The organism is Bradyrhizobium sp. PSBB068 (assembly GCA_016839165.1).
Taxonomy (GTDB): Bacteria; Pseudomonadota; Alphaproteobacteria; order Rhizobiales; family Xanthobacteraceae; genus Bradyrhizobium.
The window spans coordinates 1,581,776-1,595,546 of record CP069300.1 but is presented as its reverse complement, the minus strand read 5'-3'; the positions used below and the strand labels follow the sequence as shown (position 1 = coordinate 1,595,546).

The window sequence follows — 13,771 nt, the reverse complement described above, 5'->3', positions numbered from 1 at the left end:
CTGCCAGATCGCATCTCGCCGTGGCCAAGACCGTAACAGCAGTGTATCAGGACTGACAATCATAGTTGTCGGCCAGAAACGGAAATGCCGCTTGACACAAGCTCCACCCATCAAACCGTTGCTGGAAGTGCTTTCCGGGCGGCGGCAGGCGGTTCCGCCGCTCTGGATGATGCGTCAGGCCGGCCGCTACTTGCCCGAATACCGCGACGTTCGCGCCAGGGCCGGCGGCTTTCTCGATCTCTGCTTCACACCAGAACTCGCTGCCGAAGTAACGCTGCAACCGATCCGCCGTTTCAATTTCGACGCCGCGATCATCTTCTCGGATATTCTCGTCATCCCCTATGCGTTGGGTCGCAACGTCAGGTTCGAAGTCGGCGAAGGACCGCGGCTCGATCCCTTGGACACGCCGGACAAGGTTCGCACACTTTCCTCGACCGGGGATTTCACCAAGCTCGAGCTGGTATTCGAGGCGCTGCGCCGGGTACGCCGTGAACTCGATCCGAGGATCACGCTGATCGGATTCTGTGGCGCGCCTTGGACGGTCGCTACCTACATGGTCGCGGGGCGCGGCACACCGGATCAGGCGCCGGCGCGCATGATGGCCTATCGCCAACCCGAGGCATTTTCGCAGATCATCGACGCTCTCGTCGAGAACTCGATTCGCTACCTGCTCGGGCAGCTCGCCGCCGGCGCCGACGTCCTGCAGATTTTCGACACCTGGGCCGGTGTTCTCCCACCGCGCGAATTCCTGCGCTGGTCGGTCGAACCGACCCGGCGCATTGTCGAGGGTGTCCGCAGTAAGGTGCCGGGCGCGAGGATCATCGGCTTCCCGCGGGGCGCCGCCGCGTTGCTGCCTGGGTATGTCGATGCAACCGGAGTCGACGCGGTCAGCATCGACTGGACGGCGGAACCGTCGCTGATACGTGAACGGATTCAAACGCGCGTTGCGGTGCAGGGCAATCTTGATCCACTGGTATTGATCACGGGCGGTGACGCGCTGAATCGCGGAGTTGATGACGTGTTGGCGAATTTCGCGGGAGGGCGACTGATCTTCAACCTTGGCCACGGCATCCAGCCGGAAACCCCGATCGCGCATGTGGAGCAGATGATAAAGCGGGTTCGGGCCTACAAGGCATCGCTTTAGCCGACGCTGGCGAGCACGGCCTTTGACAAGGTCGCGGCGTCGGCGTGCGGCAGCGGCAGATAGCGCGCGCCCATTTCTTTGGCGATAGCTTCTCCTGAAACGCCCGGACGCGGCGACGTATCGACGAGTACAACTGCAATACCGGCGCCGCGCAACTGTCGCGCTGCGCTCACCGCGTCGTCCTCGGCACGCGGACGCCCCTGCCCGCCATCGCGTGCAATGTTGGCGCGGCCGTCGGTCAGAACGATCACTGTCGGCGTTTGTCCCTTGCGACGAACCGAGTCCGACAGCATAAAGGCCGCATCTAGGCCTGCGGCCAGGGGCGTGCCGCCCCCGCCCGGCAGTCCTGCAAGGCTACGTTTGGCGCGTGCCAGCGAACGGGTCGGCGGCAGCAGCATTTCCGCGGCGCTGCCGCGAAACGCAATCAATGCCACCTGGTCGCGCCGGATGTAGCAATCCGCCAAAAGCAGTTCGACCGCACCCTTGGCTTCCGCCAGCCGATGCAATGCTGCGGACCCGGACGCGTCGACCACGAAAATCGTGACAGTTTCCGTGCGCTGCTTGAACCGTGAGATGCGGAAATCGTCCTTGCGGATCAGAATGCGGGGCCGGGCTTCCTCGCCCGACCCATCCGCTTCCCGGCGTCGCAAAGGCTGCCATGGCGCCGCTGCGCGCAAGGTTTCGATCACGTTGAGCCTCACGCCGCCACGCAATGCGTCGCGCAAGACGCCGGCCGGACGGCCGCGTGAGCTGGATTTCTGCAATGCGCCGGCCTTGCCGGAGGAACGACTGCGCGAACGTCCGGCAGATCCCGCGCGAAGTGCCGCCAGCACATCCGGCGGGATTGCCGCCTGCACAGCGGCCAGAATGACTTCGTCGAGGGCACGATCGTTGGTTGGCGTTTGATCTTTACCACCGGACGCTTCGGCCTCATCTTCGGTCGGCGGCGGAGGCTGCTCGGGTTGGGCCGGCTCCTCCGCTGGCGGAAACACCGGCACACGGGGCGCGAGCACCAGCCGCGCGGCCAAAGCGAGATCATCTTGTTCGACTCTGGAGTGACCCGCAAGCGCGGCACTGGCGCAGGCGATACGCAGCGCGAGCAACGGCGCACGCAACGACGCTATGCCTAACGCTATGGCCGCCGCACAAACTGCCTCGATCTGGACCACGTCGGGCTTGAGAGATGGCAACTTCGCACGTGCCGCAGCTGTTTCCCCGGCATCAGCAGAGAATTCCTCGGCGTCTCGGACGCCGATTGCGTTGAGATCGAGGTGGAGCGCCAGACGATCGCGCAGCGACGCCGGCGCGAATTCGTCCTCAAGGCCTTCGTCCAATGCGATCACACCGAAACGAGCAGGCATCCGAAGGGACAGTCCGTCGCGCTCGACGATGGTCTCCCCAGCGTCCATCGCCGCTGTGACATGCACCGTCATTGCGGCCGATAGCCGCTCTGCCATCGCCAACATGATCACGCCACCGTCCGCTTCTGCCAAGAGCCCGCGTTCGGCAACAGGTCGGCCGTTCAGTAGAGTCGCGTTGAGGTCCAATCCGCCGAGCAGCCGGCCCTCAGCGATATTCAGCGGCACTTGCTTCACATTGCAGGATGCCGGCAGTGCCAAACGAAGCAAGGCGAACCAACGATCTCGCACTGGGCCTGCGCGTGATCTCAGTAACACGCCCCCGGTCCCTGACGGGTCCACCGCAAACAATTGCGCCGCTGTCACCGCGTCGGACCAAACGGGGGCGCCGGTCACCCCAGCACCTCCAAAATCGCACGGTCGACCCGTACCGAGGAGCCCGCATCATCGAGCGGATTGCGCCGCAGCCGATGGCGCAGGGCCGAGGGAGCGATCCGGCGGAGATGATCGTCGGTCACGGCCTTGGCGGAGTCCAGTGTCGCTAGCGCACGGGCCGCACGCATCAAGGTCAATTCGCCGCGCAGGCCGTCGGTGCCAAGCGCCATGCAGAGTTTGGCGGCGCGCTCGAGCGTGACATCAGGCACCGAAACCGAGGAGAGTTTCTCCCGCGCCATGATGATCTTCTTGCGAAGCATGGCCTCGTCCTTGGCCCACTTTGTGACGAAGGCTTCGCTATCGTTTTCAAAAGCGTCACGGCGCCGCACCACCTCGATCCGGTCCGCAAGATTGTCGGGGGTCTTCACCTCTACCGACATGCCAAAGCGATCCAGCAATTGCGGGCGCAACTCGCCTTCCTCTGGGTTTCCAGTACCGACCAGCACGAATCTCGCCGGATGACGTATGCTCAAGCCCTCGCGCTCGACAACATTTTCGCCTGATGCAGCGACGTCAAGCAGGAGATCGACAAGATGATCCTCCAGCAGATTTGCTTCGTCGATATAGAGGAACCCGCGATGGGCGCGAGCCAACAAACCAGGCTCGAAGGCCTTTTCCCCGCGCGTCAGTGCCCGTTCCAGATCGAGCGCGCCGACCACGCGATCCTCGGTCGCGCCAAGCGGCAGATCGACGACGGGCACCGGGACCTGTACCGACTTTAGTCTACCCTTGCTCGCCCGAACGCGGCAATTCTCGCAAAGTTCCACCGGCCGATCCGGATCGCAATTGTAACGGCAACCCACGACGATCTTCATCTTCGGCAGCAGGGCGGCAAGCGCGCGGACCGCCGTGGATTTTCCGGAGCCGCGGTCGCCAAAGGCCAGTACACCGCCGACCTTTGGATCGACAGCGGCAATCAGCAGCGCAAGCTTCATCTCGTCCTGACCGACAACCGCGGAGAAGGGAAATGCTGCTGCCATGCTATGCTCTCAGTGCTCCGGACGCGTTCGCGCAATGATGTCGGCGGCGCCTTTGTCAAGCAGCTCAAGCCCGACCGCGCGACCGAGTTCGCGCGGGCGGTTTGCAGCGCCCGAACGGGTCACCTCGATGAACTGGCCCCCGCCCGCTTCATCCAAAACCGAGGCTGTGAGCGTCATCTGCGAACCTTCGATGGTCGAATATCCAGCTATGGGTGAATTGCAGTGGCCGTTGAGAACCCACAACACCTCGCGCTCCGCATCGCAACTGAGATGCGACGCAGAATCGTCGATCAGAGCGAGATGCCGCCGCGTCTGCCAATCATTGACCGCGCACTCGACGGCCACGATACCCTGCCCCACTGCTGGCAACATTTCCGAAGGCGACAGCTCGCAGGCAATACGATGGCCGAGGCCGATCCGTTCGAGCCCGGATCGAGCCATGATCAAAGCATCGGCCGGTCCCGCCTCGCCGCCACGAGGCAACCGTTGCATATCCCGATTGTCCAGTTTGCGAACTCTGGTATCGGCCGCACCGCGAAAGTGGATCACTTCGATGTCCGGAAACAGTCGCCTGGCATAAGCTGCGCGCCGCACAGCGTTGGTGCCGATCCGGTAGCCCTTGCCACGTGAGCGCTTGATGTCATCGAGAGAGACGCCCGGCCTCAGCACCAGCGCATCGGTCGGCGGATCACGCGGCAGTGTCGCACCGATCACGAGCCCCGGCGTGTCCTCATTGCCAGGCATGTCCTTGAGCGAATGCATCGCTGCATGAAGCCGGCCCGATGTAACGGCGGCGCGGATTTCAGCCACGAAGGCGCCGCCCTTCCCGCCGTGGACCAGAAGCTTGCTGGTCTGATCCCCGTCGCCGGTAGTCTCGAACCTGACGATCTCGACGTCTAATTCGGACGCGGCCTTGGATAGGCGCTGCGCAACATCTTCGGTCTGGGTCAACGCCATGACGCTCTTGCGCGTGCCTATCCGCATCGAGACTGTCACCACCACGCTCCAATCCGCAGCCGCACGACGCGCCGCGGGCAGAGATTAAGGCCAACCGTTGCCGGAATGCAAACCAAGGCCAGCGTGCGGTGCACACGCCAATTCAAGACACAATATCGCAGAATATACGAGCCAATCATCCGGCGTTTCACAGCGCGCCAGATTTTTTTGCCGAAGCACTCCGATCTCTTCCTGCTTCTGCGGGGCACGACGGAGTGTTACTCCTATCGCTGCGGAGCTCGGATGCAACAAGCCGCCGGAAATCGAGATCGCGATGAGCGCGGATGTCCTGATAGGTGACGGCGGAGCGGTGCGGCTGACACCTCATCCGTTGCGTGCAGCCGTACTCGGCGAGGTTCATGCTCGCCCTTTCACACCGGTTTCGGTGCCATCACGCATCGTGCATTTTGCCTTCGATACGTCGGGGGCACGTGCGCAGGCCGACCGCGCCAATCTGATCGCATTCTGCACGTCGCGCGGGCTGCAGCCGCCGTCTCCTGGCGAAAGGCATCATCGTGCACCGTTCGGCACCACCGTGCTGCGATGGGAACAGCATTCCGAATTCACGACCTATACCTGGGAAATGCCGGCCGATCCCGCGGCCGCGCCGTTCCATCCGGACGCGGCCTCGCTGGCGCTGCCAATGCGGCTCTTCGCGCAGCCCGGCCCGCTGCTGGTGGCCGTCGATCTGCATCTTCTGAGCGAGGACCCGCAACGAACCGCGCCCGAACGCCTCTTCGACAAAGCCAGTCTGGCCGTGGCCGAGAACTCGGACGGCGCCGCGGTCTACGCCACCGACTTCCAGCCGGGACCATCCGGCTTTGTCCGCATCCTCGTTGCCAACCGTACGATGTCGCCGGACCGCGCCGGGGCTTTGGTCCGACGGGTGATCGAACTCGAAACATATCGCACGCTGGCGCTGCTCGGCCTGCCTGAAGCGCAACGGCTGTCGCCATCGATCGCAGCGGTGGAGCGCCGCCTCGTCGAGGTCACAGACCAGATGCGCCGCGCCGGCGATCTCGCCGCCAACCACAAGCTGCTCGACGAGCTGACTGCCCTGGCGGCCGAGGTCGAAGCGGGGGCAGCCGCCAGTGTGTTTCGGTTTGGCGCCAGCCGCGCCTATGAAGAGATCGTCGAGCAACGCCTGCAAACCATTGGCGAACGCAAGGTCGGCGGCCTCCCGACGTGGTCGTCGTTTCTTGCACGCCGGATGAAGCCCGCGCTACGCACATGCGTCACCGCCGAGGCGCGGCAATCCAGCCTGTCGTTGAAACTCGCACGCGCCGCAAACCTGCTGCGTACGCGCGTCGACGTCGAGCTCGAACAGCAGAATCAGGAGCTGCTGAAGTCGATGAATGCGCGGACGCGACTGCAACTGCGACTGCAGGCTACGGTGGAAGGCCTGTCGGTCGCGGCGATCACCTATTACGTGGTGAGCTTGTTCGGATACATCGCCAAGGCGGCGCATGACAGCGGCACTATTGATCTCGAGCCCAGCGTCGCGACGGCCGCCTTCGTTCCGGTCGCCGGCTTTGCGATCTGGTGGACGGTGCACAGCATCCGCAGGAAGCACATTGCCGGCGAAGATCCATGAGGTTCTTTGTTGGATTCATCGCGATCGCGGCGATCCTGATCGGGCTTTTCAAATTGCATGAAGGCAGCCGGGACCTGAACATCACGCGGACCGTCGTCAGCGACACTCCGGTCACGATCTTCAGACGGCAATCCGCGTTGCCCGCGCCTGTCGTCGTGATCGCCCACGGCTTTGCTGGTTCGCAGCAGTTAATGCAGCCGTTTGCCGAAACGCTTGCGCGCAACGGCTACATCGCCGTGACTTTCGATTTTCTCGGCCATGGCCGCAACCCGGTCCCGATGCATGGCGATATCACCAAAGGCTTGACGATCACCAACGCGTTGCTGAAGGAGCTGACCGACGTCGCGGCGTTGGCTCGCGGACTGCCAGGGAGCAATAGCCGGCTCGCGGTGCTCGGACATTCGATGGCGTCCGACATCGTGGTCCGGTTCGCGCAGGCCCAACCGGACGTCGAGGCGACGGTCGCGGTATCCGTGTTTTCGCCCGTGGTTACGCCGTCCAGCCCGCGAAATCTGCTGGTCATCGTCGGCGCGCTGGAGCCTGCGATGCTCAGGAATGAGGGCCTGCGCATCGTCAATCTGACAACCGGCGGCACGGCAATCCCTGGCGAGACTTACGGGCAATTCTACGACGGCACCGCGCGCAAGCTGGTGCTGGCGCGTGGCGTCGAACATATTGGCGTGCTCTACAGTCATGACGGCATGGTCGAAGCCGCACGCTGGTTGAATGCGGTCTTCGGCGATCGGCCGCAGGAGGAAGTCGACAGCCGCGGGCGCTGGTTGGCGCTGGTGTTTGCCGGAATCGTTGGACTGGCCTGGCCGTTGTCGGCATTGTTGCCGGAGGTCAGCCCACGCCCAGTCGGCGCGAGCCTCCGCTGGAAGACGCTGATGACGGCAGCGCTGCTGCCCGCGATCGTGACCCCATTGTTGCTCTGGAAGATGCCGACTGACTTTCTGCCGATCCTGCTTGGCGATTATCTGATGCTGCATTTTCTGGTGTATGGAACTTTCTCGACCGCGATACTCGTGTACTTGCGCAGCAAGCAACCGCCGGCCACTGCGACGAATGTCGCCTGGACACGCGCCGCGATCGCGGCCGCCGCCGTGTCCGCCTACAACGTCCTGGCCTTCGGCCTTCCCATCGACGCCTATGTGTTTTCGTTCCTGCCGATTCCGGCCCGGCTGCCGCTGATCGCCGCAATCGCATGTGGGACGCTGCCCTATTTCATCGCCGACGAATGGCTGACACGTGGTAGCGAGTCCCGTATCGGCGCGTACGCTTTCACCAAATTCTGTTTCCTGACCTCGCTCGCCATTGCCGTTGCGCTCGACCCAATGAAACTGTTCTTCCTTGTCATTATCTTGCCTGCGATCCTGTTGCTGTTTACGGCCTTCGGGCTGATCAGCCGCTGGAGCTACGCGGCGACCCGCCACCCGTTTCCTGGCGCTCTCGCCAACGGCGCGCTGTTCGCATGGGCGATCGCCGTAACCTTTCCCATGATCGTGCGATGAGTATTGCCCGAACGACACCTTCTTGGAGTGGACGAGACATGTGGAGACCTAAGCGCATCGAACCCGCGGCTGGACAGGAGTCAGTTTGGGATTATCCCCGTCCGCCGCGGCTGGAGAAAATCGGCGCACGGCTGCGCGTCATTTTCAACGCACGCACAGTCGCCGATACGACGGCGGGCTATCGCGTGCTCGAGACCAGTCATCCGCCGGTTTACTACATCCCGCCCGACGATATCGCGCCACAATATCTGATGGATGCGCCGGGCGGCTCGTGGTGCGAATTCAAGGGGCACGCAAAATACTGGTCGCTTGATGTCGATGGACGGACGTCCGAACGCGCAGCTTGGAGCTACCCTTCGCCGTCACTTGCTTTTTCCGATATCGCGGATCACATCGCTTTTTATGCTTCGCGCGTCGATGAATGCTGGGTGGACGACGAACGCGTGCAGCCTCAGGAAGGCGACTTCTACGGCGGCTGGATCACCTCGCGCATCGTCGGACCGTTCAAGGGCGGCGCAGGGACTCGCGGATGGTAGAGTACGAATCTCCTGCTGGTCATCGCTACTTCGTTTGTCTCGTCGAACTGTTCGCGAGCCCAATCCCGGTATTTAATGAGGTCGGGGCAGCGCGGGTGTCGCGGGATTGATCGGCTGGTAGAGTTTCGGCGGATCAGACCGACCGGCTGTGGCGTGCCTGTGTTTGCGCCACCAACCGGCGTAGTTGCTTGTGCGGCTTCGGTGCGGGATTTGCCGTTGTAGTCGACCGTGAGCCGGCCTATCGCGGCGAGCGCGAGGACGGCGAAACCAGTTAGTTCGGGTCCAGCCCGCTCGGCGCGACGCGCGCCACTTCCGTTGCCTTCAGGCGCATTTGCCGCGATTTCGCGGTTGGTGGGATCGCAGAAAATAGATGAATCTTCCGGCAATGATGAATGTCGTGGCCGCGAGAGTGAATAACATCATCCAGGTGATTGGATCGCGCCTTGGACGAGCGGCATCGATTGTACGATTGGGATGACAATAGGAGCGATTGGACCTCGTCATAAAGAAAGGCTCCACCCGTCCCAAATCCGGGAAAAATTAAAAAAAGACGCTATTTCTGTGCTTTCTCGCGCGCCACGCCCAGCATTGTCAGAGCCGTATGTAAACTCTAGTTGACAGTCACATGTGTGTCGGAGAACTTGAGATCTTACGGAATTGCGGGGCAGCTCAGAGGGGGATGACATGGCGTCAATGAACGACTGCCGCATAGAGCGGTCCGATCCGACCGAGCTTGAGCAGCTCCTGCAGGGTATGGTGGAAGGCCACGAGCCGGCCTTCGAAAAGCTGCACGCGGCCACGCGACGCAAGCTGTTCTCCACCGTCTTGGTGGTCGTAAGGCGCCGGCATCTCGCGGAGGAGATCGTGCAGGAGGCCTATGTTCGCATCTGGTTGAACGCAGCCGGATATCGTCGGGCGTTGGGCTCGCCCATGATGTGGATGATCACGATCGCTAAAAACCTCGCGATCGACGCCGTGCGAAGGCCGTCGCGAGAAATCTATCGCGACCATTCCGCCCTGCTGGACTTTCCAGCCGACACACCCACGGCGCTGGAGAGCATGGAAAGCAAGGAAAACGAAAGCGACACCGTCAAGCTTCAGCAGAGCATGTTGTCCGCTCTGCAAACGCTCGACCCGACCCGGCGTCATCTGGTGATCGCGGCTTATCTCTACGGTGAGAGCCGGCAGCGGCTGGCCGAGCAGTATGGCGTTCCCGTCAACACCATCAAGACCTGGCTGCGGCGCGCGCTGCTGCAGGTACGGGCGCAGATCGGGGCAATGGCGCTGGGCGATCTTGCTCTCCTCGTTGACGGCATACGAGAACAGCAACTTGAAGACCGCGTAGGTTCAGAGATCGAAATCGGTCTCTTGTAGATGGTTCAGTCAACGCAGCTCAAGGTCAGAAATCTCGTCCTCGTACTCGGCGACCAGCTTGACGCGGATTCAGCCGCGTTCGATGGGTTCGACCACGATCTCGACGTAGTTATGCAGATGGAGGTAAACGAGGAAGCGACCTACATAACACAGCATAAGCTTCGTATAGCTTACTTTTTTGCCTCGATGCGCCATTTTCGGGAGGAAATGATCGCACGGCGGCGGCGCGTTCGCTATATTGCCATCGACGATCCCTCGAACACGGGAACGTTCGAAACCGAAATCGTCCGAGCCCAACAGTCGCTTAGCCCCGAGCGTACGATCGTCTTGGAGCCGGGCGACTGGCGTATCGCCGAGAAGCTCAAGCGACTTCCGCAACCGCCTGAGTTCCGACGCGACCGGCATTTCTTCAGCTCACAGGAAGATTTCACAGCCTTCACGCGCGACAATCCTGGACATATCCTGGAGACCTTCTACCGCCATATGCGGAGGAAAACCGGACTATTGATGGACCAGACTACCGGCAAGCCAATTGGATCGGCCTGGAACTTCGACGAGCAGAACAGAAAGCCGTTTGGTAGAAACCCGCCCGTTATTCCTCCGGTGAGACCCTGCAGGATGGATCCCATCAGCAGAGACGTTCGCGATCTCGTTTTAAAGCGCTTTGTGGGCAGCCCAGGTAGACTCGAAACGATCGACCTCCCGGTGTCGCGCGCCCAAGCACTCAAGCAACTCGACGACTTCGTTTCCGAAAGGCTTCCTCTCTTCGGGACCTATCAGGATGCGATGAGAAACGGCGAACCATTTCTCTATCATTCACGCCTTTCTGGCCCCTTGAATCTGCATCTTCTGACGCCGGCCGAGGTCATAGGAGCTGCGCTCAAGAGCAAGGACGCTCCTCTCAATGCGATCGAGGGCTTCGTCCGTCAGATTCTTGGGTGGAGAGAATACGTACGAGGCATCTATTGGCAACGCATGCCTCATTATGCCGACGAGAACGAATTGAATGCACATCTTCGCATGCCGCGGTTTTATTGGACCGGCGACACCGAGATGAGATGTCTCGCTGACGCGATCGCGCACACCATCGATCATGCCTATGCCCATCACATCGAACGACTCATGGTGTTGGGGCTTTTTGCGCTGCTGCTTGGCGTCGCACCATACGAAGTACATCGTTGGCACATGTCGATGTTTTGGGATGCGATCGACTGGGTATCCCTACCTAATACGCTCGGAATGAGCCAATACGGCGACGGAGGCGTAATGGGGACAAAACCTTACGCCGCATCAGGCAACTATATCAACCGAATGAGCGATCATTGCAAAAACTGTCGGTTCGATCCGAAGAAGTCGGTTGGGGACGATGCCTGCCCATTCACCACCCTCTATTGGAATTTCCTTGCCAAGCACCGCAAACGGCTCGTTTCCAACGGTCGAATGACAAATCATTATCGAAACCTTGATCGCAGGGATCGCAGCGAATTGAGGGCTATTAGAAGCCGCGCGGACGAGATTGAGGCGAAACCGCCGTAATTCATGGGTTCAGTAAGACGAGACCGGCATTCAAAGCAGAGGCGAAAGATACCCACAGTGTGTGGGGCTCGAACAATATCACCGAGAATCGATCACGAGACCATTGGTGCGTCATGAAAGCCAGGATGATCGCCAGCATTCGACGATAATGACCAACGCGCTTCTCGGCCGGTAAGCTATGGCCAACATCGGGCGGCAGCTCCAATTCACGCGGAGAACCTAAAGCATGATCCGGAAAAGCGCGAAGCGGTTTTCCGAAAGATCATGCTCAAACAAAGGGCTGAAGCGCGATGACGATTCGACCAAATCCCATCGCGCCATAGAGACGCCCATGGCAAAGCCGACTGATCGCCAGGCCGAGGCAACCAACAGGTCGGATCGTGCACGTTACCGATCATTTTCCTTACGGATCAGGTATGCGCCGGTAGGCGACACAACACGGCGGAAAAACTTGAGAGTAAGAAGCTACTGACCTGGTCCTTCTCCGGACGCCCGCAACGCCGCAAGTCCCTCGCGATAGGTTGGATAGTTGAGGTTCACGCCAAGTTCTTCTCGAATAAGAGCATTCCTCACACGACGGTTTTCATTATAAAAGCTGCGCGCCATCGGCGAGAGATCGGCCTTCTCGAAGGGAATACCGGGCGGAGGATCCAATCCACAAAGTTTGGACGCGTACTCCACGACATCCTGCGGAGGGGCCGGCTCGTTGTCGCAGACGTTGTAGATTCCGCCCGGCCGCGGCTTCGCCAGCGATGCTTCGATCACGGCGACAATGTCCGCCACGTGAATACGGTTGAATACTTGGCCAGGCTTGATGATCCGCCGCGCCGTTCCCGCCGCTAGTTGCGCCAGCTGGTTTCGGCCCGGACCGTATATACCGGCAAGCCGGAAAACGTGAGAGCCCAAGGCAAGCCAATCCTTCTCGGCATGAACTCTGAGTCGCGAGCGGCCTTTTCCAGGCTCGGTCGCCGTCCGCTCATCGACCCAACCGCCGGCTTGGTCACCGTATACGGCGACCGTGGAAAGATAGCCAACCCAACGCAATTTCGACGCTTCGGCGATATAGCCCGAAAAGGATTCGAGCACCGGATCACCACACTCTCCGGGCGGTACCGAGACCAAAACAGCGTCGCTCGATCTGACATCCTCAGCGATCTGCTCATCGATATGGTCAGATGAAAAAACTCGCGCCGCAATGCGCGCCTGAATCAAACCAATGGCCTTCGCGCGCGAACGCACCGTTGCGGTGACCTCGCACCCCGCACGCTGTAGAGCATACGAGATATGCAAAGCTGAGTAACCAAGGCCGAACACCAAGACTTTCATGCGCGCACTATACTTCAGCACGTAACCCAGTTCATCCAGCCAACTTGCCGAATTTGAATATGTTCGGGCGAAAATCCTGTCAGATGTGCATCGCTGGTTTGATCGGCGGAGCGATGAGCTGAATCACAGTTATCCGCCGGGCACTTGGACTTTCATTTTCTCTAGATTACACCTTTCCGAGATTAATCTCTCTCAAAATATCGCGCAAATATGAAGATTGGCATCAAATGCTCCGCGGTCAACGCCAGTCGTCCGCTTCGAAGCTGGTGATCCGCTTCCAGCACGCAGTCGTTACGGAAATGATTGCGACGTTTTGCGCGCGGTTATGAAAAATTTCGGTGTTTGTGGCATGATTAAAAACATTGCGACTCGGCTTGGCAGTTATTCGGATCACCCGGAACCGCGCTGCTCACTGGCCGGCAAGACTGCGCTTATGGTGGCTTTCAACCAGCCTTTCTATCCGCTCTATATGCACGCGATCGTTGGGCCGGCGGCCTGGCCGGCATGGCTGACCCTGTTGACGACACCGGTCTTCCTCGCCGTGCCTGCGCTGGCTAAGCGGCATTCGCTGGCAGGTCGCGTGCTGCTTCCGCTAGTCGGAGTGGCAAACACCGCGTTCTGCGTCAAGCTGTTCGGTGCTGCGTCGGGAGTCGAGCTATTCCTGATCCCCTGCGCGCTGCTTGGCACGATCTTGTTTCGGCCGGACGAACGCCTGAAGGCTGCGATCGTCGCGGCATTACCCTTCATCACCTATCTCTTCATCGATGCCCATCTAGGTCGACCGTTGATGTTGACGTCTGACTATTCAAGCCTCGTCGCCCTGAACGGAATGAGCGCGGCAGCACTGATCGCCGTTATCGGGTTGTTCTGCTCGGCGCTTCTGGCGGCACAAGACGTCTGCGCGCCAGATAGCGGAATGACCTCGCCATCGGCGCGCTGTGGGTGCTGGGGTGTTTCGGCCACGGCCAGATCAAGTCGTCG

At 60.7% G+C, this 13,771-nt stretch carries 11 protein-coding genes and 1 pseudogene; 7 read left to right on the top strand and 5 right to left on the bottom strand.

Going from position 1 to position 13,771, the window contains the following annotated elements; all coding sequences use genetic code 11:
* Positions 1-91 precede the first annotated feature (91 nt).
* A complete protein-coding gene (locus JQ507_07595; protein ID QRI71333.1) occupies positions 92-1,144 on the top strand; it encodes a uroporphyrinogen decarboxylase in 1,053 nt (350 codons plus the stop codon).
* On the opposite strand, the gene JQ507_07590 is transcribed toward JQ507_07595, so the two are convergent.
* Genes JQ507_07590 through hemC form a run of 3 tightly spaced genes read right to left on the bottom strand, consistent with a single transcriptional unit; the run spans position 1,141 to position 4,913 of the window.
* The gene (locus tag JQ507_07590; protein QRI71332.1) at positions 1,141-2,898 is read right to left on the bottom strand and encodes a magnesium chelatase subunit D; all 1,758 of its coding nucleotides are present in this window, start codon (positions 2,896-2,898) and stop codon (positions 1,141-1,143) included. The two genes, JQ507_07595 and JQ507_07590, sit on opposite strands and share 4 nt — an antisense overlap.
* The gene (bchI, locus tag JQ507_07585) at positions 2,895-3,917 is read right to left on the bottom strand and encodes a magnesium chelatase ATPase subunit I (GenBank protein ID QRI71331.1); all 1,023 of its coding nucleotides are present in this window, start codon (positions 3,915-3,917) and stop codon (positions 2,895-2,897) included. Before bchI ends, JQ507_07590 begins: the two co-directional genes overlap by 4 nt.
* 9 nt (positions 3,918-3,926) lie before the next feature.
* Positions 3,927-4,913, bottom strand: coding sequence for a hydroxymethylbilane synthase (hemC, locus tag JQ507_07580; GenBank protein QRI73242.1), 987 nt, complete (start codon positions 4,911-4,913; stop codon positions 3,927-3,929).
* Between the two features lie 274 nt (positions 4,914-5,187).
* Here hemC and JQ507_07575 point away from each other — a divergent pair, with 274 nt between their 5' ends.
* The 5 genes from JQ507_07575 (at position 5,188) to JQ507_07555 (ending at position 11,464) form a co-directional block, all read left to right on the top strand.
* Positions 5,188-6,507, top strand: a complete 1,320-nt coding sequence (locus tag JQ507_07575; protein ID QRI73241.1) for a DUF3422 domain-containing protein — start codon at positions 5,188-5,190, stop codon at positions 6,505-6,507.
* Entirely contained in the window at positions 6,504-8,018 is a 1,515-nt protein-coding gene (locus tag JQ507_07570) for an alpha/beta fold hydrolase (protein ID QRI71330.1), read from the top strand. Before JQ507_07575 ends, JQ507_07570 begins: the two co-directional genes overlap by 4 nt.
* Positions 8,019-8,056: 38 nt before the next feature.
* A complete protein-coding gene (locus JQ507_07565) occupies positions 8,057-8,554 on the top strand; it encodes a DUF427 domain-containing protein (protein QRI71329.1) in 498 nt (165 codons plus the stop codon).
* Between the two features lie 684 nt (positions 8,555-9,238).
* Positions 9,239-9,928 (top strand): sigma-70 family RNA polymerase sigma factor, encoded by a 690-nt coding sequence (locus JQ507_07560; protein QRI71328.1) that lies wholly within the window; start codon positions 9,239-9,241, stop codon positions 9,926-9,928.
* Positions 9,929-11,464 (top strand): cryptochrome/photolyase family protein, encoded by a 1,536-nt coding sequence (locus JQ507_07555; protein ID QRI71327.1) that lies wholly within the window; start codon positions 9,929-9,931, stop codon positions 11,462-11,464.
* 1 nt (position 11,465) lies between these two features.
* Here JQ507_07555 and JQ507_07550 read toward each other — a convergent pair whose 3' ends face one another.
* Positions 11,466-11,669, bottom strand: a complete 204-nt coding sequence (locus JQ507_07550) for a tryptophan-rich sensory protein (GenBank protein ID QRI71326.1) — start codon at positions 11,667-11,669, stop codon at positions 11,466-11,468.
* A 260-nt stretch (positions 11,670-11,929) separates the two neighbouring features.
* Positions 11,930-12,790 (bottom strand): SDR family oxidoreductase, encoded by an 861-nt coding sequence (locus JQ507_07545; GenBank protein ID QRI71325.1) that lies wholly within the window; start codon positions 12,788-12,790, stop codon positions 11,930-11,932.
* 349 nt (positions 12,791-13,139) lie between these two features.
* Between JQ507_07545 and JQ507_07540 the strand changes: the two are divergent.
* A pseudogene (locus JQ507_07540) lies at positions 13,140-13,682 on the top strand (hypothetical protein).
* Positions 13,683-13,771: the final 89 nt, after the last annotated feature.

Coding starts and splice junctions, on each gene's coding strand:
- bchI (QRI71331.1), bottom strand. CDS start 3,917: ATGGCAGCAGCATTTCCCTTCTCCGCGGTTGTCGGTCAGGACGAGATG.
- JQ507_07575 (QRI73241.1), top strand. CDS start 5,188: ATGAGCGCGGATGTCCTGATAGGTGACGGCGGAGCGGTGCGGCTGACA.
- JQ507_07570 (QRI71330.1), top strand. CDS start 6,504: ATGAGGTTCTTTGTTGGATTCATCGCGATCGCGGCGATCCTGATCGGG.
- JQ507_07565 (QRI71329.1), top strand. CDS start 8,057: ATGTGGAGACCTAAGCGCATCGAACCCGCGGCTGGACAGGAGTCAGTT.
- JQ507_07560 (QRI71328.1), top strand. CDS start 9,239: ATGGCGTCAATGAACGACTGCCGCATAGAGCGGTCCGATCCGACCGAG.
- JQ507_07555 (QRI71327.1), top strand. CDS start 9,929: ATGGTTCAGTCAACGCAGCTCAAGGTCAGAAATCTCGTCCTCGTACTC.
- JQ507_07545 (QRI71325.1), bottom strand. CDS start 12,790: ATGAAAGTCTTGGTGTTCGGCCTTGGTTACTCAGCTTTGCATATCTCG.